Origin of the sequence: Streptomyces sp. NRRL F-5135, from assembly GCF_000719775.1 — a bacterium.
Classification (GTDB): domain Bacteria; phylum Actinomycetota; class Actinomycetes; order Streptomycetales; family Streptomycetaceae; genus Streptomyces; species Streptomyces hebeiensis.
Map to the genome: position 1 here is coordinate 144591 of NZ_JOHR01000008.1, position 24626 is coordinate 169216.

The following is a 24626-nucleotide window of genomic DNA, read 5'->3' on the forward strand; positions in this document are numbered from 1 at the left end:
TCCCGTCGCGGTCATCCCGCCACCCCCACAAGATCGTCGTCGTCCGCGCCGTCCGACCGGGCGGCGCCGTACAGGGCTGCGGCACCGTCCGGGGCGGCGGCGTACGGGGCGGCGGCGTACGGGGCGGCGGCGTACGGGGCGGCGGAGCCGAGCAGGAGCCGGACCACCGGCAGCACGGCGTCCGCGCGCGCCCGGTCGAGTCCCTCACCGAAGCCGGGCACGCCGACCGCCGACTCCCCGGCCGCGCCGGACCCGACGGCTCCTCCGGCCCCTCCTTCTGCGGGGTTGCGCCGGACCAGCTCGCCCAGCGTGCGGCGCACACCCGGTTCGTACGCCGCGAAGGTGCGGCGCAGCAGCGGGAGCACGTCCGTGAAGGAGTCGGCGGGCACCCCGGTCAGCCAGGCGTCCACCAGCGCCAGGAGGCGTTCGTCGTGGACCAGGAGCATGCCGCCGCCGGCCGCGCCGCCGAGGAAGCCCTCGACCCAGGCCGCCGCGTCGGCCGGGGGCGTGCCGGGCGACAGGACGAGGCCCATGAGCCGAGCGGCCTCGTCCTCCGCCAGCCGCCCGTCGTCCAGCAGGATCCGTGCGGCGCGGCCCCTGATGACGCCCGGGACCGTGTCCCGTTCGGCGAGGACGCGCAGGACCGCCCGCCAGCGCCCGGCCAGGTCCCGCCCGTCGATGTCCGGGAGCAGGGCCATCGCGCCGTGGACGTTGTCGAGACGCGTCCTCATGTCGGCCGCGCCGTCCGCGTCGAGCCCGGCGCACGCCGGTGGCAGCCCGACACAGATCCGCTCGGCGAGCCCGGCCGCCACCCCGCCGAGCGCCGTGGTGTCGGTCGACCGCACGTCTCCGTACCGCAGCGAGCGGGCCAGCGCGGGCAGCGCCTCGGCGAGGTGGCCGACATCGGCGTCCAGCGCGGCCCGGTCGGCCAGGGCACGCATCACGGTCGGCAGCGCGTCGGGGAGCGAAGCGAGCAGGCACCGCTCGGCCAGGGCGGTGACCTCGGCGAGCGCGGTCGCCGACCGGGCCAGGGACATGGCCTTGGCGGTCGCGGCGGAGTCCACGGTCGTGCCCCAGACGCCGGCCTCCGCGACCCGCACGTACAGCTCGGGCTCCCAGCGCAGCCGCCAGCTCTCCCAGAAGGTGCCGGTGCCGCCGCGCCCTCCGGCCGGTTCGCCCCAGTGCACGCCGAGCAGGGCCAGCCGGTGCAGGAGCGCGCTGCGCGCCGTGTCGTTCTCCTTGCGGAGGTCGAGGTCCAGCTCCCGTTCCAGGAGTTCCGGCTTGAGGCGGAGCGAGCGCTGGAGCCGGGTGAGGTCGCGCTGGAGCGGTACGGCGGGGACCGTGTCGGGGACCTCGCCCAGCGCGTCGCCGACGACCAGCCGGTCCGTGATGAGCCCGAGCGGGACGTCGGAGCCCTCGCACAGCACGGCCCTGGCGGCGTCGAGGGTCTCGGTGAGACCGGCCAGCGGGCGGCCCCGCATGACGGCGAGGCTCTCCGCGAGCCGTACCGCCTCGATGACGTGCGCGGAGGAGACGATCCGGTCCTCCTCCCGCAGCAGCCCGGCGACCTTGGTGAGCCAGCGCTCCACGGGCCGGTCGGGCGCGCCGAAGAGGTGCGCGTACCAGCCGGGCGCGTCGATGCCCGCGCCGTAGCCGCTGTGCCGGGCCAGGCGGCGGTGCGTCCAGGGCACCCAGGTCAGCTCGGCCTTGACCTTGGGAAGCCCCTTGAGCAGGGCGCGGTCGGCGGTGACGGTCGTCTTCTCGCCCAGCGCGGGCACGTGCCAGGCCCCGCAGACGACGGCGACGCCGTCGTCCCCGAACTCCTTGCGCGCGGCCCGCAGTTGGAGGCGCATGTGGGCCTCGCGGACGAGGTCGCGCCGTCGCCCGCCGTCGCCGAACTCCGCGCGCAGCGCGGCCATGGCCTCGGCGACCGCCTCGAAGGGGGCGAAGGGGTCCCCGGCCGGGCCGGAGCCCGGGCCGCGGTGCTCGACGACGTCCTCCCACCAGCGCTCCGGGTCGTCGTACCCGGCGGCCTCGGCGAGCACGGCGATCGGGTCGACGCGCAGCCCTTCCTCGTCCGGTGGCCGTTCGCCGTCGGCGCCGGGGGCGTCGGCCCGGTCGCCGTCCTGGTCGCGGCCCGTGCCGGTGGCCGCGCGCCCACGGCCGCCCGCGCCCTCTTCCCGGCCCGCCGTTCCCCCGGCCGGCGCCCCCTCGCCCGAACCCGCTTCGGCGTCCGTCCCGTCCTCGGCCGGTGCCGGCTCGACCAGGGTGTGCGCGGCCGGGAGGTCGATGAACCGCACCACCGCGTCGTGCTCCAGCGCCCAGCGGATCGCGACCCACTCCGGCGAGAACTCGGCCAGCGGCCAGAACGCCGCCCGGGCGGGATCGTCCACCGCGTGCGCGAGCAGCGCGACGGGCGGGCGCATCGCCTCGTCCGCCGCGTGCGCAACCAACGCGTCCGCCTCGGGCGGCCCTTCGACGAGCACCGCCCGGGGCCCGGCCGCGTCGAGCGCCGCCCGGACCGCCCGGGCTGATCCCGGGCCGTGGTGCCGGATCCCGAGCAGGCGGGGCCCACGGCCGGCGCCGGGGGCGGGCGCCGCTCCCGCCCGGGGCGCGGCGCCGGCGCCCCGGCGTGCCCCCGTCATGCGCTCACCTCGCGGCAGGCACGGTAGAAGTCCTTCCAGCCCTCCCGCTCGCGCACCACCGTCTCGACGTACTCCTGCCAGATCACCCGGTCCGCCGCCGGGTCACGGACGACGGCGCCGAGGATCCCGGCGGCCACGTCGCCGGGGCGCAGCACTCCGTCGCCGAAGTGGGCGGCGAGCGCGAGGCCGCCTGTGACCACGGAGATCGCCTCGGCCGTGGAGAGCGTGCCGGAAGGGGACTTGAGCTTCGTACGGCCGTCGGCCGTGACTCCGTCGCGCAGTTCACGGAAGACCGTGACCACCCGGCGGATCTCGTCCATCCCGTCCGGAGCCGCGGGCAGGTCCAGCGAGCGCCCGAGCTGGTCGACGCGCCGGGAGACGATGTCGACCTCCGCCTCCGTGTCGGCCGGCAGCGGCAGCACGACGGTGTTGAAGCGCCGGCGCAGCGCGCTCGACAGGTCGTTGACGCCCCGGTCGCGGTCGTTGGCCGTGGCGATCAGGTTGAAGCCGCGGACCGCCTGGACCTCCTCCCCCAGCTCGGGCACCGGCAGGGTCTTCTCGGAAAGGATCGTGATGAGCGAGTCCTGCACGTCGGCGGGGATCCGGGTCAGCTCCTCGACGCGCGCGGTCATGCCCTCGGACATCGCCCGCATCACCGGGCTGGGCACCAGCGCGGCGCGGCTGGGGCCGTGGGCGAGCAACTGCGCGTAGTTCCAGCCGTAGCGGATCGCCTCCTCGGGCGTCCCGGCCGTGCCCTGCACCAGCAGGGTCGAGTCCCCGCTGACGGCGGCCGCGAGGTGCTCGGAGACCCAGGTCTTGGCCGTGCCCGGTACCCCGAGCAGCAGCAGCGCGCGGTCGGTGGCGAGCGTGGTGACCGCGACCTCGACGATCCGGCGCGGCCCCACGTACTTGGGCGTGATCACCGTCCCGTCCGGCAGGGTGCCGCCGAGCAGGTAGGTCGCCACGGCCCAGGGCGACAGCCGCCACCTGGCCGGCCGCGGCCGGTCGTCGGCGGCGGCCAGCGCGGCCAGTTCGGCGGCGAACGCGTCCTCGGCGTGCGGGCGCAGCGCCTGGCCGTCGGGATCCGCCGAGTCGGCTGATCCCCCGGCCCCGGCGGTGGGCGCGGTCCGCGCCGGAACGGACGTCCCGGGCTTGACTTCCGCGGACGCGGATTCCGCCGGAGCGGATTCCGCGGGCGTGGCTCCCGCGGGCGCGGCGATTTCGGGCACGGTCATGGATCCCCCAGATCGGTCGACCGGATGTGGTTCCACCGTGCACCACGCCACTGACAATCGACCGTCTTCGCAGGTCGGAGCCCCATTCCCGGTGCGCGACCGGCGGCCGGCTCCGGCTGTGGGGCAAGGACCTCTCAGTCCGCGATCGGCGAGACCGCGACGCAGCCGCCCGCCGTCGCCAGTCCCTCGGCGGACTCCTCCTTGATCACCTCGCCCTTGTACGTGATCTTGCAGGTGACCTCGGCGCCCGTCAGGTCGGCGGCGGCCGGCATGACGGCGGGCGGCATGATGCCCCGCAGCGTGACCGTCTTCTTCCACGGCAGCGTGGGCTTCTCGACCGTCTCGATCTTCGGCTCCATGCCGTCGCCCTCCCCGCCGTGGAAGCCGATCGAGTCGACGTTCTTCCCGGTCACCTCGTAGGTGACCTCGTACTTCTCGTTGACGGCCTTGTCGACCTGCTTGGCCGCCTCGTCGGCGGCCTCGGAGCAGGCGCCCAGGCCCAGCGCGAGGCCGGTGACGGCGAGCGTGGTGACGGTGATGCGCGTGATGCGGTTCATCGGTGTGATCCCCCCGGATCCATGCTTGTAGACGCTCGCACAGTAGCAAAGGTCCGGCAAAACGGCGCCGTTGCGTTCTCGCCGAAAACGCAGGTCAGGCCGATTGTCAGTGGGGCGTCCTAACGTCGTGGTCATGAATGGACCGGGGGTGCGCTGGACGACGGAGCAGGTGCTCGCGCTGGCTCCTGACGACGCGTCGCGGAAAGCGGGCGGCAAGCTGAGCACGGCCGGGCCGTGGTCGGAGGCGGGTGCGGCCGACGGGGCCGTCTGGGGCCTGTGCAAGGGCAGCGGCAAGAAGCCGTATCAGACCGTGGTCGACACGGCCGGGCCCGCGTACAAGTGCAGTTGTCCCAGCCGGAAGTTCCCGTGCAAGCACGCCTTGGGGCTGCTGCTGCTCTGGGCGGCGGACGAGCGGGGCGTGACGGAGGCGGAGGTGCCCGAGTGGGCCGGGGAATGGCTCGAAGGGCGCCGGAAGCGGAGCGAGGAGAAGGCCGCGGCCCGGACGGGCGGGGACGCCGGCGCGGCGCCGCCGGCCGATCCCGAGGCGGCCAGGCGCAGGGCGGACCGGCGGGCGGCCCGGATCACGGCGGGGGCGACGGAGTTGGAACAGCGGCTGACGGACCTGCTGCGCGGCGGGCTGGCCGCGGCGGAGCAGTCGGGTTACGGCCTGTGGGAGGAGACGGCCGCCCGCATGGTCGACGCGCAGGCTCCCGGGCTCGCGGGCCGGGTGCGGGAGTTGGGCGCCGTCCCCGGCTCGGGGCCCGGCTGGCCGGTGCGGCTGCTGGAGGAGTCCGCGCTGCTGCACCTGCTGACCAGCGGCTGGCTGGGGCTCGACCGGCTGCCCGGGCCGCTGGCGGCGACGGTCCGCACGCGTGTCGGGCTCCCGTCGGTCACCGAGGGCGCGCCGGTCCGGGACCACTGGCTGGTCCTCGCCCAGTACGACACCTCGGACGGCAAGCTCGTCACGCGCCGCATCCGGTTGTACGGACGGGACTCGGGCCGATCGGCGCTGCTGCTCTCCTTCGGGGCGGCGGGCCGCTCACCGGAGCTGGGACTGCCGGTGGGCCTGATGATCGACGCGGAGGTCGTCCCGCACGCGGGGTCGGGAGCGCTGCGGGCGGACTGGGGACGGCAGTTCGGCCCGCCCGGCCCCATCGAGGGGCCGCCGCCGGGCGGATCCACCACCGACGCGGTGGAGGCGTACGGCCGGGCGCTGCGCGACGATCCCTGGCTGGACTCCTGGCCGGTGACGCTGCGGGAGGTCGTGCCGGTGCCCGCCCGGGACGGCGGGTGGCAACTGGCCGACGCGGACGGCACGTCCGCGCTGCCCCTCACGTCCGCCGCCGTCGCCCGGCCGGGGCTGTGGAAGCTGGCCGCGCTGTCGGGCGGTGGCCCGGTCTCGGTCTTCGGCGAGTGCGGCCACCGCGGCTTCCAGCCGCTGGCGGCCTGGGCCGAGGACATACCGGGGACGGTTCCGCTCACGTGACCGCGCCCCACGCGGTCCGAAAGGACCTGATGCCTGTACGGGAGGACCTGATGACCAGCACCACCGCGAGCACCCCGACGGAGAGCACCGCGGCAGCGGACAGCGCGACGGCGAGCACGCCGGCCGGGAGCACTCCGGCCGCGAGTGCCGCCGGAAGGGCGACCGGCACGAGCACCGTCGTGGGTGACGGCGGCGCGAACACCACGACCGGCACGTCCGGGGCGGCCGGACCCACCGGCCCGACGGCGGACGACACCACGCCCGCGACGAGCCCCCGTGCCGCCACGGGCCCCGCGCTCGCCCACGCGGCGCACGGTGGCTCCCCGGCCGGCCCGGGGGCGTCCTGGGAGGAGCTGGTCACCACGGCGCTGCTCGGCACGGACCGGCGCCGGCCCGCGCCGGAGATCCTGGCACCGGGCCGGGACGCGCCCACGGCCCTGCTGGACGCCGCCGCGCTGCACACCGTACGGCGCAGGGCCGGCCTGCTGCCCGCGAGCGCCGCCGCCCGGCCCGAACCCGCGCCCCGGGACGAGCGGGAGGAATTGCCCGAGGCCGCCGCGCGACGGCTCGCGCAACTGCTCGCCGACCGGTCGGGCGGTCCCGGAGGCGGCGGGCGGCGGAGCACCGTCCCCGACCTGACCGAGTTGCTCCCGCAGTGGCTGGCCACCGCCAACGAGCGCGGCTACCGCGCCCCGGCCACCGCGCTCCCGGCGCTGCTCGACGCGGCCCGCGCGCGCACCGACCTGCGGCCGGGGGCACTGGCCTTCGCGGGGCCGCGCGGGCTGTGGCTCGCCCGGCTCAACCCGGAGTGGCGGTTCGCGCTGCGCGGCGTGTCCGGCACCGCGACCCTGCCGGACACGCGGGACGCCGAGGGCGTCCGCCGGCTGTGGGACGAGGGCCTGTTCGCCGAGCGGATCGCGCTGCTCACGGCCGTCCGCACCCGTGATCCCGCCGCCGGCCTGGAGCTCTTGGCGTCCACCTGGTCCACCGAGCGCGCCGAGGACCGGCTGATGTTCCTCGATTCGCTGCGGACGCGGTTGTCCGGGGCGGACGAGCCGTTCCTGGAGCGCGCCCTGGCGGACCGCAGCCGCAACGTCCGCGCCACCGCGGCCGAACTGCTCTCCGCGCTGCCCGATTCGGCGTTCGCGGCCCGGATGGCCGCCCGCGCGGCCACCTGCGTGGGCATGGACCGTACGGGCGCGGGGCAGGTCGTCGCGGTCGAGGCACCGCATGAGTGCGACGCCGACATGGAGCGGGACGGCGTCCTCGCGGCCGCCCCCGCGGGCCGTGGCGAACGGTCCTGGTGGCTGGGCCAGTTGGTGGAGGCGGCCCCGCTCGGCGGCTGGCCGGCCAGGCTCGGCGGCCGTACGCCCGAGGAGATCGTCGCGCTGCCGGTCCTGGACGGCTGGGCGGACGAGCTGCACGCGGCCTGGTGCCGGGCGGCGGTCCGCCAACGGAACGCGCGGTGGTCGGCGGCGCTTCTCGGGCCGCCGTCCGCGTCCCCGGCCGCGAGCCAGGGGTCCCCGTCCCTGGCGGAGCGGGCCAAGCTGCTGGCCACGCTGCCCGCCGGGGAACGGGCCTCCTGGGTCGCGGCGTTCATCGCCGCGCACGGACTGTCGGAGGCGTTCCAGCTCCTGGGAGTCTGCTCGGTGCCCTGGGCGGAGCCACTGGGCCGTGCGGTGGTGGACGCGCTCGACATAGCCCGGGACGCCGGAAGCTACCCCTGGAGCTTCAGCGGGGTCATGGGCCTGGCGGAGCGCTGCCTGGACCCGTCGGAAGCCGGCCGTCTGGAACTGCTCACGGCCACCCCGGACGAGCCGGAGGGAGCGTCACCGGGCGCGGGCGGCTACTGGTCGGAGGCGTTCCAGCGCCTGGTCTCCACCCTGCGGCTGCGCGAGGCGATGCTGCGGGAGTTGACGGCGCCGTCGGATCCGCCGGAGACCATCTGACGGCTCGCACGGCTCGCACGGCCGCGTGGCGGTACGGGCCGTGACGGTGTACGGGCCGTGACGGCAGGAGCCGCGGCCGTACGAGCCGGACCGCACGGAAACGAGGCCCTGTCCCTCGCCCCTGCCGCGCCACCGCCCAGCCGGACTGTGGCTGCCGTCGGCTGCCGTCCCGGCCCGGTCCCGGACGCCCATGGCCGGCAGCCGCGCGCCAGGAGCCGGCCGACCGGACGTCAGGGACCGCCGGACGTCCGGGGCCGGCCGGACGTCAGGGATCGCCAAAGGTCCAGGACCGGCCGGAGGTCCGGGACCGGCCGGACGTCCGCGGGCATCGGCGTCCGGCGATCACGCGCCTGCGGGCTGGCGCACGTTCTCGTTGACCCAGGAGACGATCGAGGTCGTGGTCGCGCCCGGGGTGAAGATCTCCGCCACGCCCTGTTCCTTCAGCAGCGGGATGTCCGCCTCCGGGATGATGCCGCCGCCGAAGACCTTGATGTCCTCCGCGTCCCGCTCCTTCAGCAGCTCTATCACCTTGGCGAACAGCGTGTTGTGGGCGCCGGACAGGATGGACAGACCGATCGCGTCCGCGTCCTCCTGGATCGCCGTGTCCACGATCTGTTCCGGGGTCTGGTGGAGCCCCGTGTAGATGACCTCCATACCCGCGTCGCGCAGCGCCCGCGCGATCACCTTGGCCCCGCGGTCGTGCCCGTCGAGCCCCGGTTTGGCGATCACCACACGGATCGGACCTGTCACACCCATCACTGCCTCCACATACCGACCGCACCGTCATTGGCACCGGCCCCCGTGCCCCTCAGGACCCGGAGAAGTGAACGAACGTTATCCACAGCATCCCGCAGGCCGCCGTTTCACGGCGGCCTGGGAGGGGGAAATCACACGGAGGGACATTGTTCGCTTTGCGTCGTTCGCGTGGTGCGCGGATCCTGAGCCGGACCGGGCCGGAGCGACAGCAAGGGGAGCCGCACAGGGACCCGCTCCACGGGTGCCGCTCCGCGGCCCCGCCGACCGCGCGGCGCCGCAGTTCGGGCCCGTACCGGTGCGCCGTCCGGACGGCGACGCCGACCGGTGGCAGCGGCGGCTCCATGAGGGCACGCGGGGGACTTCGATCGCCTCCCGGGTGCCGTTCGGAGGTCGGCCATGAAAATTCCGCCGCTCTTTCCGCTCTCGCGCTCGTCGCTCATGCCGTTCCCGCCGCCATCGCTCCCTTCACTCACCTCGCTCATCTCGCTCCCGTCGCTCATCTCACTCCCGTCGCTCAGCTCACTCCCTTCGCGCATCTCGCTGCCTCCGCTCAGCTCGCTTCCCGGGCCGGCCTCGCTTTCCGTGCCTCGCCCGCCGTTCTTCCCGCTCACGCCGGTCCTCACTGGACTGCTGCGCCACCTCGGCCGCGTCCCCCTCCTGCGGTTCCCCGTTCCGCTCCTGCGCGCCTCGGTCCTCGACCTGGCCATCCTCACCGGCCATCTCGCGCTCTACCCGGCCGGAATCATCCAGGAGCGCCGAGCCACCCCGCTGCCGCCGGAAACGCGCCGGCTGCCGGCCGAGGGACGCGCCCGCCCGCCGGTCGTACTGATCCACGGCTTCGTCGACAACCGCTCCGTGTTCGTACTGCTGCGCCGGTCCCTGGCCCGGCACGGCTGGCCGTACCTGATCTCCCTGAACTACTCACCGCTGACCTGCGACATCCGTTCGGCGGCCGAGCTGCTGGGCCGGGAGATCGAGGAGATCTGCGCCCGGACCGGCCATGGCCGGGTGGATGTCGTGGGCCACAGCCTCGGCGGCCTGATCGCCCGCTACTACGTTCAGCGACTGAGCGGTGACAGCCGCATACGCACCCTGGTCACGCTGGGCACCCCGCACGAGGGAACGGCGGCGGTCCCCCTCGCCAACGCCCACCCGGTCGTCCGGCAGATGCGGCCGGGATCCCCTGTCATCGAGGAGTTGCGGCTCCCCGCACCGGGCTGCCGTACGCACTTCGTGAGCTTCTGGAGCGACCACGACCAGCTGATGGCACCCGTGGAGACGGCCCGTATCGCGCATCCGGACCTCCCGGCGCGCAACGTGCGCGTGAGCGGCCTCGGCCATCTCGCCCTCCCGGTCCACCCTGCCGTCGCCACCGGAATCCGGCAGGCGCTGGAGGCCGATCTCGTGCCCGACGGATCGGCCGTCGTCGCCTGAAGGACAGCGGCTTCCGAGCAGCCGACGCCACAAGGCCCGAGACCGGCCCCGCTAAATCCGGCTTCCGGAGTCGGCCCGTCCTCGTCGAGTGGCCTCCCGTAGACACCCACGCTCGAACATGCTTCGAACATATGGCCAAAGCTGCGCCCGCAGTTCGCCGAAACACGGCCGAATGCCCGTTTCCGTAAGGCCCGAAACTTGCTGAAGATTGTCGCCGTCGCATACCGCCGGGTACAGTCGCGGCCACTGCTTTCCCTCTGGGGTCCCCTCCGCTCACGCAGGAGACCGGCCCCCGGAAGACCCTGGTTCTGCTGCCGAGGCGAGAGAGAAGTTGGTGAACGACCAGCACGCCCACGCCGGGTACGCGGCATACGACGGTTACCAGAACGGCACCTTCGAAGCAGATCCACTCTTCGGTAGCCTCCCCGGCGGCCAGGAGGCCGCCACTTCCCATGGTGAGTACGCCCCGCAGTACGCCGCCACCCCCCAGTGGGACAGTGGCGCGTACGAGACGGGCGGCTATGACACGTACGCCACCACCGCATCACCCGCCACTCCTCAGTACGAGGCCACGGCGCAGTGGGACGCCACCGCGTGGAACCAGGCCGACCCGCTCACAGGCCCGCTGAACGGGTCCGAGCAGACAGGGCAGTTCGACGCGGCGCCGTTCGGGTACGACGCGTCGGGCCAGGTCATCACCGCCCCGTTCGATCCGGCTCAGGCAGCTCAGTTCGAGGCGGCGCAATTCGAGGCAGCCCAGTTCGATGCGGCGCAGTTCGAGACCGCCGGTTTCGAATCGGCCGGGTTCGAGACGGCCGGGTTCGACGGGAACACGTTCGAGAGCGCGCAGTTCGAGAAAGCACAGCCGGGGACGGACCAATTCCCGGCCGCGCCGCTGGGTTACGAGGCGACCCAGCAGTGGATGGCGCCCACGTTCGGCACCGGCACGTACGACACCACCGCCTGGAACTCGGCGACGGCGACGGCCGATCAGGCGGGCGGCGCGGCGGAGTCGTCGGACCCTTACCAGGACTCCCTCGGCACCGAAGCCGTCGCCCCGGAGCAGTACCACCCCGGGTACGAGGGCCAGGAGCCGTACGGCCAGGGCGAGTTCGATACGCCCCCGGGCGGCTTCGACGCGTCCGGCACGGAGACCGGGGCATCAGCCGGAGCCGGCAGCGGCACCGGGGCGGGCCCGGACACCGGAGCCGGTTCCCCGGCCGACGGCGGCGGCGAGAACCCGGCCGGCGCCGAGACCGACGGGGGCCGGTCCGACGCCGACCTCGACCCGGACTCGGTGCACATGGCGCCGACCATGACCGTTCCCGCCATAACCGTCGAACCCCGGGCCGCCCGCCGGGCGGGCAGCGGCGGCAGCAGGGGCCGTCGCCGTACCCCCGCCAAGCGTTCCGCGCTGCTCACCGTCGCCGTACCCTCCGCCTGCGTGATGGGCGTCGCCGGTATCGCCGCCGCCTCCGTCAGCGGCATCAGCGGCGAGGAAGGCCAGGACGAGACCACCACGACGGCGTCGGCCGAGGACACCGCGGCCGTACAGACCGCCGCGGCCAGCCAGGCCAACAACAAGCTGGACACCCAGCTCGAGGCCCTCAGCGCCGAAGCGCGTGACTTCGGTGACCGTGCCAGCCGTACGCAGGAACGCATCGACCTCAAGGAGCGGCAGGACGCGGAGAAGAAGCGGCGCGCGGAGGAAGCGGCGCGCAAGGAAGCGCTGCGCCCCAAGTTCGCACTGCCCGTCACCCAGCAGGGCCTCAGCGCGCAGTACGGCCAGGCCGGCGTCAACTGGATGTCCATGCACACCGGCATCGACTTCCCCGTGTCGTACGGCACGCCTGTCATGGCCGCGACTGACGGTACGGTCCGCACCCAGTACAACAGCGCCTACGGCAACATGGCCATCGTGACCGCGCCCGACGGCACCGAGACGTGGTACTGCCACCTCAGCAGCACGAAGATCCGCTCCGGCTCCGTCAAGGCCGGCGAGGTCATCGCCTACTCGGGGAACTCCGGCAACTCGACCGGCCCGCACCTCCACTTCGAGGTACGGCCGGGCGGCGGCGCCGCGATCGACCCGCTGGCATGGCTGCAGAGCCACGGCCTCAACCCGCTGTAGGCCTGGGACCGAGGGCCTGGGCCGGGGTTCGGCCCTCAACGGGTCCCACTCGGGGAGCCGCCCCTTTCGGACGGCCGGACAGCCGGACGCACCGCGATCGCACCCGCCGACCGCTTGCCCGTCGGCCACTCACCCGTCGGCCGCACCCCACCCGTTCCGGCGGGGCGGCACGACCGGCGGCACCGCCTCAGAGCTTCTCGACCGGCGCGTAGCGCAGCAGCAGCCGCTTCGGCTTCGCGTCGCCGAAGTCGATCGTCGCCTGCGCGTCCGCTCCCGTCCCCGTCACCGCCGTCACCGTGCCAAGACCGAACTGGTCGTGTGTGACACGGTCACCCACCGCCAGCGAGATCACCGGCTTGTCCGTCGCCCGCCGGGTGGCGAAGCCCGCCGGGCCGCCGGTCCTGCTCCGAGCGGACGAGGCCCCTGACAGCGATGACAGGGACGACAACGAGGACGCGATCCCGGAGGTCGGCCCGGCCGGGATCTGCGCCCCGGTCCGCTTCCACTCCAGGTGCCGTTCCGGAATCTCCTCCAGGAACCGTGACGGCGGGTTGTACGAGGGCTGACCCCAGGCGCTCCGCATCGACGACCGGGTCAGGTAGAGCCTCTCGCGGGCGCGCGTGATGCCCACGTACGCGAGACGCCGCTCCTCCTCCAGCTCCTTGGTCTGGCCGAGCGCCCGCATGTGCGGGAAGACCCCGTCCTCCATTCCCGTGAGGAACACGACGGGGAATTCGAGCCCCTTCGCCGTGTGCAGCGTCATCAATGTGATGACCCCGGAGCCGTCCTCGTCCTCGTCGGGGATCTGGTCGGAGTCCGCGACGAGCGCCACCTGCTCCAGGAACTCGGCGAGCGTGCCGGTGGCGGCGGTCGCGGTGGCGGTCGCGTCATCGGCGGCGGTGTCCGTCGCCGTGCCGGTTCCGGTGGCGGTGGCGGTCACGTCGCCGCCGGCCTCGGCCGTGCCCGTGGCAGCGGCCTCACCGCCCTCGCCGCCCTCTCCTCCGCCGCCTGCCTGGCCGCGCGCCTGCTCGAACTCCAGCGCCACCGCCGCCAGTTCCTGAAGGTTCTCGATCCGCGTCTCGTCCTGCGGGTCGGTCGACGCCTGGAGCTCCGCCAGATACCCGGTCCGCTCCAGTACGGCCTCCAGGACCGTCGCGGGCCCCGCGCCCGACTCGACGACCGTGGTCAGCTCCTCCATCAGCGTGTTGAACCGCTTGACGGCGTTGGCGGAGCGCGCCGCCATTCCGTACGCCTCGTCCACCCGCCGCAGCGCCTGCGGGAAGGTGATCTTCTCGCGCATGGCGAGGGCGTCGATCATCGCCTCCGCGCGCTCCCCGATGCCGCGCTTGGGCACGTTGAGGATCCGGCGCAGCGGGACGCTGTCCTCCGGGTTGGCCAGCACCCGCAGGTAGGCCAGTACGTCGCGGACCTCCTTGCGCTCGTAGAAGCGCACCCCGCCGACGACCTTGTACGGCAGGCCGACCCGGATGAAGATCTCCTCGAAGACGCGCGACTGCGCGTTCGTACGGTAGAAGACGGCGACGTCGCCCGCCCTGGCGTCGCCCGCGTCCGTCAGCCGGTCGATCTCGTCGGCGACGAACTGGGCCTCGTCGTGCTCCGTGTCGGCGACGTAGCCGGTGATCTGCGCGCCCGCGCCCGCCTTCGTCCACAGGTTCTTCGGCCGACGGCTCTCGTTGCGCTCGATGACCGCGTTGGCGGCGCTCAGGATCGTCTGGGTGGAGCGGTAGTTCTGCTCCAGGAGGATCGTCGTCGCGTCCGGGTAGTCCTCCTCGAACTGGAGGATGTTGCGGATCGTGGCGCCCCGGAAGGCGTAGATCGACTGGTCGGCGTCACCGACGACGCACAGCTCGGCCCGGTCCTGGCCGGCTCCGGCCCCGTCCTCGCCACCGCCGCGCCCGGAGGGGGCCACCAGTTCGCGCACGAGTGAGTACTGGGCGTGGTTGGTGTCCTGGTACTCGTCCACCAGGACGTGCCGGAACCGCCGCCGGTAGTGCTCGGCGACATCGGGGAACGCCTGGAGCAGATGGACGGTGGTCATGATGATGTCGTCGAAGTCCAGGGCATTGGCGTCCCGCAGCCGGGCCTGGTACATGCGGTACGCCTCGGCGAGCGTCTTCTCGAATCCGTCGGCGGCCCGGTCGGCGAAGGTCTCCTCGTCGATCAGCTCGTTCTTCAGGTTGGAGACCTTGGCGCTGAAGGACTTGGGCGGGTAGCGCTTGGGGTCCAGCTCCAGGTCGCGGCAGACCAGGGCCATCAGGCGCTTGGAATCGGCGGCGTCGTAGATCGAGAACGACGACGTGAACCCCAGCCTCTTCGATTCGCGCCGCAGGATCCGCACACACGCGCTGTGGAAGGTCATCACCCACATCGCGGCGGCGCGCGGTCCGACGAGTTGCTCGACGCGTTCCTTCATCTCGCCCGCGGCCTTGTTGGTGAAGGTGATCGCCAGGATCTGGCCCGGATGGACGTGGCGGGTGCCCAGCAGGTGCGCTATCCGGTGGGTCAGCACCCTCGTCTTGCCGGATCCGGCACCGGCCACGATGAGCAGGGGCGAACCCGAGTGCGTGACGGCGGCCCGCTGCTCTTCGTTCAGTCCTTCGAGCAGGGCGGCGGGGTCCACCACCGTACGGGGCGAGCCGTTGCGGTGGTAGGCGTCCCTGGGCGCCGGGGGCGAGTCGAACTTCCCCTGAAAGAGATCGTGCGGCACCTCCTCGCGGGCATGCTCGTCATGCTCCTCGGGCGGCGGCGGAAGCTCGTCGGAGGGCTGGAGGTCCGCCAGGAAACTGTCGTCGAAAAGGCTGCTCATCGCCTTCCGAGTCTAGGCCGCTCCACCGACAGTCCGTACCCGCCTTCACCCGTCTCCCCCCGCCTTCACAAAGCCCCTGGTCACGTACTGTGGCGGCGCGAACACGACCGTGCGCCCCGACGCACGTCACACCCGCGAAGGTCACGAAAACGTATCGGGCATATCGGCCATCCGCCTTCACACAAGCGCCACACTTTGGCTAGCGTGCTCCGTCAGGCAGCCCGTACCCTCAAGGCGATCCACGCCAAGCGGGCGGCCCACGCCGAATTCGGGCTTCCCGAGGGGGAGTTCGAAGCCGGGGACCCACTTCGCACGACCGGGGTGAATCGGGCCGTACGTCTCAGGCCCGTAGGGCAGCCTTCCGTTCCGCCCGAACCCGACAGCTAACCCGGTAGGCGGTCCACGGAAGGAGATGCCGACCTTGGCGTCGCATCGCAAGTCGCGCGGCCGCGACGGAGTCCCCACGGACTCCCCCGCCAACGGTGTGACGGCGGCCGCCCTCGCTTCGGCCACGCTGCTCTCGACGCGGGACGTGCTCGACGCGCCGTCCGCGCCCACCCCGCCCCTCGAGGCGAAGCCGTCCCTGGAAGAGGTGCAGCAGAAGGTCAGCGACCTGTACCGCCAGGCCGGTGGGGCGACTCCGCAGAACAACAGGTCGAAACCGGCCAGGGAGGCCGCGGAGAAGAAAGGGAAGTCGGCGAACCCGGGTAATCCTGGGCGGCCGGGCAAGCAGGACAGGCAGAAGAGCACCGTCGGTCGCGTGCTCGACGACGTGGCCAGACTCGCGGAGGCCAAGCTCACGGACGGCAGGCGCGCGGACGGCAAACGGGCCGACGGCAGGAGAGCCGGCGGCGATTGGGCGGACGCGGAACCGGCGGCCGGACGGTACGGGACCCCTCGGATGCCCGGTGACTCGGCGGCCGGACAGTACCGGAACGGGGGCCTCAGCCCCACGGCGGCCCAGTTGTTCTCGGACGGCCCGCGGTCGTACACCGAAGGCGGCGCGGTGGCCGCATCCATGACGGAACCTCAGGCGGGTCCCGGTTTTGGACCCGGGACGGGATCCATCCCGGTTGTCCCGCCCGTTCCTCTCGTTCCTCCTGTTCCTACCGCCCCACCCGTAGTCCCGGACGTCCCGATCGCCTCGGCTGCCCCGACCGCCCCGGCCGCCCCCGTCTCCCGGGCCGTCGCGGACATCCCGGACGATCCGGCGCGGCAGGCCGCGATCGCGAAGAAGATGCGCAAGCGGGCGGCGGAGAACGCCGCGCGGATGGCGTCGTTGAACGCCTCGCAGGCCTCGCTCCGTACCAGCAAGCAGAACGTTCAGCGGAAGCTGCGGACCGCGCGGACGCTGCTGGCCCGGCTCACCGCCGAGGAGCAGGAGCGACTGGCCGCGCTGGAGCGCGCGAAGGAGGCGGAGGCCCGCCGCGCGGCGGAGGCCAGAGCCGAGGCCGAGGCCCGCGCGGCGGCGGAGGCCGAGGCAGCGGCCGAACTCCTGCGGCAGGAACGAGCGGCACAGGAGCGGGCGGAGCAAGAGCGGGCAGCACAGGAACGGGCAGCACAGGAACGCGCGGCACAGGAACGCGCGGCACAGGAACGCGCGGCACGAGAGCGGCCGGCCGTCGCCACCGCCCCCCACGCCGTCACGGGCATCGGAACGGACACCGGCACCGGTGCGCGGCCCGGAACCGACCTGGGGACCGGAACCTGGGCCGGCGCCCGACGCGCCACGGCCACCGGAACCGGCCCGATCCCCGCACCCCGACCGGCCACCGGTACGGGATCGATTCCGATGCCCCCGTCCGTCACAGGGACCGGCATGATCCCCGCGCCCCGGTCGGCCCCCGGCACCGGCACCGGCACCACCAACGGCGCCGTGCCGGCGCCTCGGTCGGCCACCGGAACCGGCTCCGTACGCCTCCCCGAATCGGTCACGGGGACGGGCTCGACCGCACTGCCCACGTCGGTCACCGGAACCGGACGGGTCGCCGGAGTCGGTTCGACCACCACGACAGGCTCCGGCTCGGCCACCGGGACCAGTACGTACGCGGCCAAGGCCGCCAAGGTCCTCACCTTCGCCCGCGCGCAGATCGGCAAGCCGTACGTCCGGGGCGCGGCCGGCCCCAGTTCGTACGACTGCTCCGGGCTGACGCAGGCCGCCTGGAAGGAGGCGGGCGTGGAGATGCCGCGTAGCACCTGGGACCAGGTGAAGACCGGCACACGCGTCGCGACGGAGGGGCTGCTCCCCGGCGACCTGGTCTTCTTCTACGACGACATCAGCCATGTCGGGATCTACATCGGCGACGGCATGATGATCCACGCCCCCGGACCGGGCTCGAACGTCCGCGAGGAGTCGATCTACTACATGCCGATCTACGGCAGCGTCCGCCCGGCCTGACGGAGCCGGCACGCACGGAGCGGCCCGGACCGCGCTGGGGAAGCGTGGTCCGGGCCGCTGCGCATCCGTGTCGTTGTCCCGCGCCTATAGGCCGACGGAACGGTCAGGCCCGGTCCGAATCCATCAGGTCCAGAGCGTGGCGATCAGGATGTTGGCGACCGTCAGCCCGCCCACCGCGCCGAACAGCGGCTTCGGCGCGACCTCCTCGTCGCGCTTCACGTACACGATCCCCAGGATCACGACCAGCACGGCCAGCTTGACGCCGATCTTGATGTTGTTCACCGTCGCGCCGTCGGCCTGGTTGAGGCCGACCAGCACCATGCCGGTGAGCAGCATCGTCAGGGCTCCGTGCAGCATCGCCGGGCTGAAGGTCGCCGTCCCGGCACTCATGGCCTTCGTCTGTGTCAGAAAGCCGCCGAGCAGTGCGGCGATGCCGACGATGTGCAGGGCGACGAAGACATTGATGAGTACGTCCATGGCCCGGAGCCTAACCAGACCGGTATCGGCGCTCTTCGGGCAGGGTGTGGCTTTGTCGCCTTGGCGGTGAATCGATCCATTGCGGGCGCCGGATCCACCGTTCCCGAGACCGGCGTGAACACAAAACATCCTGCAACGGTCACCTCACGCCAATAGCGGCCATGCCGCCGTTGAGCAGTGATCTCGCGCTTACCGTCCTTCTCCGGGCGGCCCGCCTCCGCGGACCGCCCGGCTCTGCGGACGCTCCACCTCCGTGGACCGCCCACCGCACGACACGAGGAAGAGGACCCGCCCCCGTGGGAGCGCACAGAAAACCGAAACGACGATCTCTGGCCGGTCCGGCCGGCCGCACCGCCGCCGCGATCGCGCTCACCGGCGCGGCGACGGCCACCGCCCTCGACGGCCCCGCACACGCCGAGCCCCGTCTGACGCCCGCGCAGGTCAAGGCCGAGGTCGACCGGCTCTACGAGCAGGCCGAAGCCGCGACCGAGAAGTACAACGGGGCGAAGGAGAAGGCGGACGCCGCCCGGGACTCCCTGACCGAGCTGCGGGACGAGGCGGCCCGCAGGACGGCGCGGCTCAACACCTCCCGGGCCGCGCTCGGCTCGATCGCCGCCGCGCAGTACCGCTCCGGTGGCCTCGACCCCGCCGTGCAACTCGCCCTCAGTTCCCGGCCCGACGACTACCTCCGGGACGCCTCCCTCGCCGAGCGGGCGGGGACCCGCCAGGCCGCCATGATCGCCGGAGTCCGCAGGGGGCTCTCCGAGATCGCCGGTGTGCGCGCCCGGGCGGACGGCCGGCTCGCCGAACTCAAGACCCGCCAGAGCGAACTCGCACACCACAGATCCACCGTCGAGAACAAGCTGGCCTCCGCCCGGCGGCTGCTCGACGGCCTCACCGCCGCTCAGCGGGCGCGGTACGCCAGGGACGCCGCGCAGGACGGCCACGGCGGCGCGGCGGGCTCCGGCGGCCCGCGGGGCGCGGGGACCGTCCCGGCACCGAACCCACGCGCCGCCTCGGCCGTCGCGTTCGCCCACGGAGCGCTCGGGAAGCCCTACGTCTGGGGCGCCACCGGCCCCGGCTCCTTCGACTGCTCGGGGCTCACCCAGGCCGCCTGGCGCGCCGCGGGCGTCGCCCTCCCGCGCACCTCGTACGCCCAGATCAATGCCGGCCGACGCGTGAGCCGTGATCAACTGGCCCCGGGTGACCTGGTGTTCTTCTTCTCCGGCATCAGCCATGTCGGCATCTATGTGGGCAACGGCCAGATGATCCACGCCCCGCGGCCCGGCACAGCGGTCCGGATGGCGCCCCTGGACCAGATGCCGTTCGCGGGAGCCACCCGCCCCGCCTGATCGGCCCGCCCCTCCCGACCGCCCCGATCTGGCCCCGTCCGACCGCCCCGCGCGCCATGTCCCGGCGCGGGCCGGATCGCCGGACCGGTCCGCTCCAGGATGCCCCGCTCCCGTATCCGGGTCACGATGAGCAGCAGCACGCCATCGGCCCGCGAAGGGGGAGCCGTGAGAGGAGCCGACGCCACCGGGGCGCACACCGCGCACACCGCTCCCACCGCCGCTCCCCGGGCCCGGACCACCGGAGGTACCGCGCTCACGGTCACGGTTCTCACGGTCGGAGCGCTCTTCGTACTCGCCCCCGTCGGCCTGACCCCCCGGGGCTGCGGGGACCTCTCCGGGGGCCGGCTCTGCGTGGCGGGCCCGATCGGCGGCACGGGCGGGTTCACCGTCCGGTACGTCCGCCACGGTCCCGGCCCCGGGCTTTCCGTACGACTCGGCTACCAGCGCAAGGACGAGCGGATCACCGCGTTCCCCGACTGGTTCGGCACCTCGCCCACCCGCTCCGGCCGCGCCGAGCTGTCCCGTACGATCGCCACGCTGCCCGGCGAGTGCATCCGCGGTCTGCTGGACCACCGGGGCCGGGTGTTCGTCACGGAGTGGCTCTGTTCCTAGTGCCGGTCGCGGCACCGGCCCGGACCCCGCGCAGTCCCGAGAGCCCCGCGCGGCCCCAACAGCCTCGCGCAGCCCCGGGACGGGGCGTCAGACCAGTCTGCGGGCCGTCGCCCAGCGCGTCAGCTCGTGGCGGTTGGAGAGCTGGAGCTTCCTCAGCACGGCCGAGACGTGCGACTCCACGGTCTTCACCGAGATGAAGAGCTGCTTGGCGATCTCCTTGTACGCGTATCCCCGCGCGATCAGCCGCAGCACCTCGCGCTCCCGCTGGGTGAGCCGGTCCAGGTCCTCGTCGACCGGCGGGGCGTCCGTCGACGCGAAGGCGTCCAGTACGAAGCCGGCCAGCCGCGGTGAGAAGACCGCGTCGCCCTCCTGCACCCGGAAGATCGAGTCGACCAGATCGGCGCCGGTGATCGTCTTGGTGACATAGCCACGGGCACCGCCCCTGATCACGCCGATGACGTCCTCCGCCGCGTCCGACACCGACAGGGCGAGGAAGCGTACGGGGTTGACGCTGGCCCCCATCAGAGGGGCGCAGCGGCGCAGCACCTCCACCCCGCCGCCGCCCGGCAGATGGACGTCCAGCAGGACGACCTCGGGACGCGTCGCCGTGATCACGCTGATCGCCTGGGCGACATCCGCGGCCTCGCCGACGACCTCCACACCGGTCTGCTCGGTGACCCCGATCTCTGCCTGGACACCGGTACGGAACATCCGGTGGTCGTCGACCAGCACGACGCGGACCCGGCGGCCCTCGTCGGCCGGGCTTCCGCTCTCGCCGGCAGTGCCCCCGGCCGGTACGCCCTCGTTCATGCCCTGCCCCTCACCCGTTGGTCCCGTGCCGTCGTCCGCCTGTCCGGCGGCGGATCGTTTTCCGGCGTCTCCTGTCACCGTACGACCCCGGTCCCGCGGCCGTCGGCCCGGCCTTCGGCCGGCCTCGCCCGAGCCCGGCCAGTCCGCCGCCCGCCGAGCCCGCCGGCCGACGAGCCCGCCGTTCGGTCAGCCGGCGGCCCGGTCGGCCGGTCGGCCGGCGGCGTCGTCCTCCGCCGTCGCCCGCTCCATCTCCAGCTCGACCTCCGTCCCGTCGCCCGGCACCGAGCGCAGCCGCGCCGACCCGCCGTTGCGACGCATCCGACCGATGATCGACTCCCGTACACCCATCCGGTCGGCGGGCACCGCGTCCAGGTCGAAGCCGGGCCCCCGGTCCCGTACGGAGACGAAGACCGTGCGGCCCTCCACCTCCGCGAAGACCTGCACCGCCCCTCCCTCGCCACCGTACTTGGCGGCGTTGACCATCGCCTCACGCGCGGACTGCATCTGGGCCGACAGCTTCTCGTCCAGCGGACAGTCACCGACCACGACGACCTCGATCGGCACGCCGTGGTGGTCCTCCACCTCGGCCGCCGTCCGCTTCACCGCCTCGGCGAGGGTGGCCGGCTCGTCCTCCTCGTCCTTGCCCGTGCCCTCCGGCCGGTACAGCCAGGCCCGCAGCTCCCGCTCCTGGGCCCGGGCGAGGCGGCGGACCTCGCCGGGCTCGTCCGCGTTGCGCTGGATGAGCGTGAGTGTGTGCAGCACCGAGTCGTGGACGTGCGCGGCGACCTCGGCGCGCTCCTGGGCGCGGATGCGCATCAACCGCTCCTCGGAGAGGTCCTGGGCCATCCGGACCAGCCAGGGCCCGACCAGCAGACCCATCCCGGCCACGACGGCGATCGCGCCGGTCAGTACGTTCCCGAGCTGGGCCGCCGAGCCGCGCACCACGACGAAGACGGTGAGGCCCAGGGCCACCAGGGCCACGCCGGCCACGCCGCGCGCGAGCTGGAACACCTGGCGGCGGCTGCCGACCTCGGTCCAGCGGGCGCGGCGGGCGTTGTCGGCCTGTCGCCAGACCAGCACCACACCCGCGCCTATCAGCAGCGCCGGCCAGATGTACCGGTCGGCCTGGCTGCGGCCGAGGTTGACGTTTCCCACGAACGTGCCGAAGCCGACCAGCAGCGCGACCAGGGCGACTATCTGCCCCGTGTCCGGCTTGCGGAGCCGGCGCCTGCCGTCGGGGCTGGTCTCGAACATGGGGCGTGCCGCGACCGGGGTTCCGCCGAGGCCGAGCGGGACGACGATCCAGAAGGCGGCGTAGAGCACCGCGCCGAGGCCCTGGGAGAAGAGGAGGCCGAGGAAGACCAGCCGGACCCAGACGACCGGAATGCCGAGGTGTCCGGCCAGTCCGCGCGCCACTCCGCCGAGCATCCGGCCGTCCGCGCTGCGGTAGAGCTTGCGCACCGCGGGCTCCTCCGGCGCGGCGGCGCGGGAGGAGGGCATGGTGGCGGGGCGGGGCGGGGCGCTCGGCATGCCATCGATGGTCACACGGCGGGAGGTGCGGGGGCATCAGGGTCGGACCCCTGACAAGCCCCTGAGAAGCCCCTGATCCCGGGTCGGCTCCGGCTCGTCCCCGACCCCGCCGCGCGCCCCCGACGCCGATCAGGGGCGATATCAGGGACAGGCCAGGGTCGATGCCGCTGGAGCCGCGGCCACCGCCCCGTCACCATGGAACACATGACCCAGCCGCCCGAGCCGCCCGCCGCACCGCCGGCGCCTCCTCCGCCCCCGCCTCCCGAATCCGGCCGATCCGGTCCCGCCGGTCCGGCCGACCGGGCCGGCACCCCCCTTTCCGCCGCGAGCACGCCGTTGCGTCGCTCACGGCGGCACAAGGCGGTGGCGGGCGTGTGCGGCGGGCTCGGACGGCACTACGACCTGGATCCGGTGATCTTCCGGATCGCCGTCGGCGTCCTCTCACTGACCGGCGGGGTGGGGCTGATCTTCTACGGTTTCGCCTGGCTCCTCCTCCCCCTGGAGGGAGAGGAGGAGAACGAGGCCCGCAGGCTGCTCTCGGGCCGGGTCGACGGTGCGTCGCTGATCGCCGTGCTGCTCGCGCTGATCGGCTGTGGCCTGTTCCTGTCGATGCTGAGCAACGGGCAGACGCTCGGCTTCGCCACGATGCTGACGCTGGCGGTCGCGGGCGCGGCGGTCTGGTCCCAGCGCCGCCGGATCGTCCCACCCGGCGGGACGGCACCGGACGCCATGGCGGCGCACGCGGTGGGAGACGTGCCTCCTGAGACCAAGGCGCCGCCCACCCCGGGCACGCCCTCATGGTGGCGCGACGGACTCTCCAAGGACGGCCTCTCCAAGGACGGCCGCTTCGGGAGCGCTCTGTTCGAGGGGGGCCCGACGGGCTGGACGGTCAGTTACCCGGGCTACATATGGGGCCCGGCCGACACGGCGGCGGACGCGGCCCCGCCGGCGGGCGGGGGGCGGCCGGCCCGCCCGGCCGAGCAGCGGGGGCCGCGCTGGATCGGCGGGCTCGTCTTCCTGCTGGCCCTGCTCGCGGGCGGGCTCGGCACGGGCCTGTCGTGGGACGGACGCCCGTTCGCCACGAGCGTCCAGACCGGGCTGACCGCCGCGCTGGTGGTCTTCGGCCTCGGCCTCGTGCTCGCCTCCTTCGTAGGGCGTACGGGCCTCGGCACCATCTTCCTGGCGACGGTGACGGCCGTGCTGCTCGCGGGTGCCTCGGCGCTGCCGAAGGACATCTCCACGCACTGGAGCCGCACGAACTGGAAGCCCGCCTCGGTCTCCGCGGTGCAGGACCGGTACGGGCTGGGCTCCGGGGACGGGACGCTCGACCTGAGCGATCTGGCCGTCCCCCAGGGGCGGACCGTGCGTACGGCCGTCGATGTCGGGGCCGGGCGGCTGCGGGTCCTGGTGCCGCCGGAGGCGACGGTACGGGTCCGCGCCGAGGCCGGGCTCGGAGACATCCGGTTCCCCGGGGACCCGCTCAACGACACGGACGTCTCACCGGGCCGTTCGCGGGAGGACACACTTCGGCCCGCGGCCGGCACGCCCCCGGCGGGCACGCTCGACCTGCGGCTCGAAGTCGGTCTGGGACAGGTGGAGGTGACCCGTGTCGCGTCATGAGTTCCGGCCGGGCCGTCTGGTCGCGGGCCTGGTGATGCTGGGCGCCGCCACCGCGTACGCGGGAGACGCGACCGGTGCCTGGCAGGTGCCGTGGTACGCCGTGTTCCCGATGCTCTCGGGCGGGCTCTCCCTCGCCGCGCTGTCGGCCTGGACGGCCTACCGGATACGTCGCCGACGCCCGGCCCGCAGCGCGTCCAGCGAGAACGACGGCGCTCCGGCGAGCACCAGCGGCACCCACGCCATCAGGTAGGGCAGGTCGTTGCCGTAGTAGTACGGGGTGCTCTGCCAGCTGACGGTCAGCCACAGGCTCAGGGACAGCAGGACGCCCCCGAAGGCGGCGAGCCGGGTCAGCACGCCGAAGAGCGCGCCGAGGCCTACGGCCAGTTCACCGATGGCTATGGCGTAGCCGAAGCCCGCGGGGTTCTTCAACGCCAGGTCGACCAGGGCCGGGACGGCGGAACTGTCACGGACGCCGCGCATCATCTCGCCCACCGACCCGGGGCCGCTCGCGGCGAAGAAGCCGTTCTGGGTCAGCTTGTCGATGCCCGCGTAGACGAAGGTGACGCCCAGGAAGATCCTCAGCGGCAGCAGGGCGTGGCGCGTCGCGGTCTGCCGCAACCCGCCGCCTCGCCCCGGACCGCCGTCCACGTCGTGGGTGGCCGCTCCATAGGTGTCCGCCCGGTAGCTGTGCGTCATCGCCGGTCCGCCTCTCCCTGTCCGCGCCACAGTCGCGAGGAGGTACGTCTCCCCGCGCGCCTCCTCCATGCATACGCAAGGGGCGCTTGGGTCACTCAGTCAACCAGCCGG

Annotated in this window: 16 protein-coding genes, 1 pseudogene and 1 riboswitch; of the genes and pseudogenes, 8 read left to right on the plus strand and 9 right to left on the minus strand. The window is 73.6% G+C overall.

From position 1 onward, the window contains the following. Positions 1 to 11: 11 nt before the first annotated feature. The 3 genes from IG02_RS0115660 to IG02_RS0115670 form a co-directional block, all read right to left on the minus strand. Positions 12 to 2645, minus strand: a complete 2634-nt coding sequence (locus IG02_RS0115660; RefSeq protein WP_051765091.1) for a DUF5682 family protein — start codon at positions 2643 to 2645, stop codon at positions 12 to 14. Beyond that, positions 2642 to 3880 carry an ATP-binding protein gene (locus tag IG02_RS0115665; protein ID WP_030747290.1) on the minus strand — a complete coding sequence of 413 codons (1239 nt, stop codon included), beginning with the start codon at positions 3878 to 3880 and terminating at the stop codon, positions 2642 to 2644. Before IG02_RS0115665 ends, IG02_RS0115660 begins: the two co-directional genes overlap by 4 nt. Positions 3881 to 4014: 134 nt before the next feature. After that, a complete protein-coding gene (locus IG02_RS0115670) occupies positions 4015 to 4437 on the minus strand; it encodes an MmpS family transport accessory protein (RefSeq protein ID WP_030747293.1) in 423 nt (140 codons plus the stop codon). Between the two features lie 133 nt (positions 4438 to 4570). Here IG02_RS0115670 and IG02_RS0115675 point away from each other — a divergent pair, with 133 nt between their 5' ends. Then, positions 4571 to 5923 carry an SWIM zinc finger family protein gene (locus IG02_RS0115675; protein WP_030747295.1) on the plus strand — a complete coding sequence of 451 codons (1353 nt, stop codon included), beginning with the start codon at positions 4571 to 4573 and terminating at the stop codon, positions 5921 to 5923. 29 nt (positions 5924 to 5952) lie between these two features. Next, positions 5953 to 7872, plus strand: coding sequence for a DUF5691 domain-containing protein (locus IG02_RS0115680; RefSeq protein ID WP_234314757.1), 1920 nt, complete (start codon positions 5953 to 5955; stop codon positions 7870 to 7872). 342 nt (positions 7873 to 8214) lie between these two features. On the opposite strand, the gene IG02_RS0115685 is transcribed toward IG02_RS0115680, so the two are convergent. Beyond that, a complete protein-coding gene (locus tag IG02_RS0115685; RefSeq protein WP_030747301.1) occupies positions 8215 to 8628 on the minus strand; it encodes a cobalamin B12-binding domain-containing protein in 414 nt (137 codons plus the stop codon). Positions 8629 to 9024: 396 nt separating this feature from the next. Between IG02_RS0115685 and IG02_RS36415 the strand changes: the two genes are divergently transcribed. Then, entirely contained in the window at positions 9025 to 10062 is a 1038-nt protein-coding gene (locus IG02_RS36415; protein ID WP_420707752.1) for an esterase/lipase family protein, read from the plus strand. Between the two features lie 334 nt (positions 10063 to 10396). Further along, positions 10397 to 12193: a M23 family metallopeptidase gene (locus IG02_RS0115695; protein WP_030747307.1), complete on the plus strand. Its 1797-nt coding sequence runs from the start codon at positions 10397 to 10399 to the stop codon at positions 12191 to 12193. A 187-nt stretch (positions 12194 to 12380) separates the two neighbouring features. Here the strand turns inward: IG02_RS0115695 and IG02_RS0115700 are convergent, their stop codons facing one another. Further along, positions 12381 to 15020 (minus strand): ATP-dependent DNA helicase, encoded by a 2640-nt coding sequence (locus IG02_RS0115700; protein WP_030747309.1) that lies wholly within the window; start codon positions 15018 to 15020, stop codon positions 12381 to 12383. Between the two features lie 250 nt (positions 15021 to 15270). Further along, positions 15271 to 15434: riboswitch (cyclic di-AMP (ydaO/yuaA leader) on the plus strand. 1582 nt (positions 15435 to 17016) lie between these two features. Between IG02_RS0115700 and IG02_RS36420 the strand changes: the two are divergent. Further along, a pseudogene (locus tag IG02_RS36420) lies at positions 17017 to 17418 on the plus strand (C40 family peptidase); the annotation flags it as partial. Positions 17419 to 17541: 123 nt separating this feature from the next. Here IG02_RS36420 and IG02_RS0115710 read toward each other — a convergent pair. After that, the gene (locus IG02_RS0115710) at positions 17542 to 17895 is read right to left on the minus strand and encodes a hypothetical protein (protein ID WP_030747314.1); all 354 of its coding nucleotides are present in this window, start codon (positions 17893 to 17895) and stop codon (positions 17542 to 17544) included. A gap of 296 nt (positions 17896 to 18191) precedes the next feature. On the opposite strand from IG02_RS0115710, the gene IG02_RS0115715 reads away from it, so the two are divergent. Both IG02_RS0115715 and IG02_RS40645 read left to right on the plus strand, forming a co-directional pair. Then, positions 18192 to 19247: a C40 family peptidase gene (locus tag IG02_RS0115715; protein ID WP_030747317.1), complete on the plus strand. Its 1056-nt coding sequence runs from the start codon at positions 18192 to 18194 to the stop codon at positions 19245 to 19247. Between the two features lie 165 nt (positions 19248 to 19412). Next, on the plus strand, positions 19413 to 19859 hold the full coding sequence (locus IG02_RS40645) for a hypothetical protein (protein ID WP_051765093.1): 447 nt from the start codon (positions 19413 to 19415) through the stop codon (positions 19857 to 19859). A gap of 87 nt (positions 19860 to 19946) precedes the next feature. On the opposite strand, the gene IG02_RS0115725 is transcribed toward IG02_RS40645, so the two are convergent. Next, positions 19947 to 20669, minus strand: a complete 723-nt coding sequence (locus IG02_RS0115725; protein WP_030747323.1) for a LuxR C-terminal-related transcriptional regulator — start codon at positions 20667 to 20669, stop codon at positions 19947 to 19949. A gap of 186 nt (positions 20670 to 20855) precedes the next feature. Continuing rightward, on the minus strand, positions 20856 to 22199 hold the full coding sequence (locus IG02_RS0115730) for an ATP-binding protein (RefSeq protein ID WP_051765176.1): 1344 nt from the start codon (positions 22197 to 22199) through the stop codon (positions 20856 to 20858). A 204-nt stretch (positions 22200 to 22403) separates the two neighbouring features. Here IG02_RS0115730 and IG02_RS0115735 point away from each other — a divergent pair, with 204 nt between their 5' ends. Beyond that, a complete protein-coding gene (locus tag IG02_RS0115735; RefSeq protein WP_078854516.1) occupies positions 22404 to 23819 on the plus strand; it encodes a PspC domain-containing protein in 1416 nt (471 codons plus the stop codon). 156 nt (positions 23820 to 23975) lie between these two features. Here IG02_RS0115735 and IG02_RS0115740 read toward each other — a convergent pair whose 3' ends face one another. Continuing rightward, positions 23976 to 24515 carry a DoxX family protein gene (locus tag IG02_RS0115740; RefSeq protein ID WP_030747332.1) on the minus strand — a complete coding sequence of 180 codons (540 nt, stop codon included), beginning with the start codon at positions 24513 to 24515 and terminating at the stop codon, positions 23976 to 23978. Positions 24516 to 24626 lie beyond the last annotated feature (111 nt).

Coding starts and splice junctions, on each gene's coding strand:
- IG02_RS0115675 (WP_030747295.1), top strand. CDS start 4,571: ATGAATGGACCGGGGGTGCGCTGGACGACGGAGCAGGTGCTCGCGCTG.
- IG02_RS0115670 (WP_030747293.1), bottom strand. CDS start 4,437: ATGAACCGCATCACGCGCATCACCGTCACCACGCTCGCCGTCACCGGC.
- IG02_RS0115740 (WP_030747332.1), bottom strand. CDS start 24,515: ATGACGCACAGCTACCGGGCGGACACCTATGGAGCGGCCACCCACGAC.
- IG02_RS36415 (WP_420707752.1), top strand. CDS start 9,025: ATGAAAATTCCGCCGCTCTTTCCGCTCTCGCGCTCGTCGCTCATGCCG.
- IG02_RS0115660 (WP_051765091.1), bottom strand. CDS start 2,645: ATGACGGGGGCACGCCGGGGCGCCGGCGCCGCGCCCCGGGCGGGAGCG.
- IG02_RS0115665 (WP_030747290.1), bottom strand. CDS start 3,880: ATGACCGTGCCCGAAATCGCCGCGCCCGCGGGAGCCACGCCCGCGGAA.
- IG02_RS0115680 (WP_234314757.1), top strand. CDS start 5,953: ATGCCTGTACGGGAGGACCTGATGACCAGCACCACCGCGAGCACCCCG.
- IG02_RS0115710 (WP_030747314.1), bottom strand. CDS start 17,895: ATGGACGTACTCATCAATGTCTTCGTCGCCCTGCACATCGTCGGCATC.
- IG02_RS0115685 (WP_030747301.1), bottom strand. CDS start 8,628: ATGGGTGTGACAGGTCCGATCCGTGTGGTGATCGCCAAACCGGGGCTC.
- IG02_RS0115700 (WP_030747309.1), bottom strand. CDS start 15,020: ATGAGCAGCCTTTTCGACGACAGTTTCCTGGCGGACCTCCAGCCCTCC.
- IG02_RS0115735 (WP_078854516.1), top strand. CDS start 22,404: ATGACCCAGCCGCCCGAGCCGCCCGCCGCACCGCCGGCGCCTCCTCCG.
- IG02_RS0115730 (WP_051765176.1), bottom strand. CDS start 22,199: ATGCCGAGCGCCCCGCCCCGCCCCGCCACCATGCCCTCCTCCCGCGCC.
- IG02_RS0115725 (WP_030747323.1), bottom strand. CDS start 20,669: ATGAACGAGGGCGTACCGGCCGGGGGCACTGCCGGCGAGAGCGGAAGC.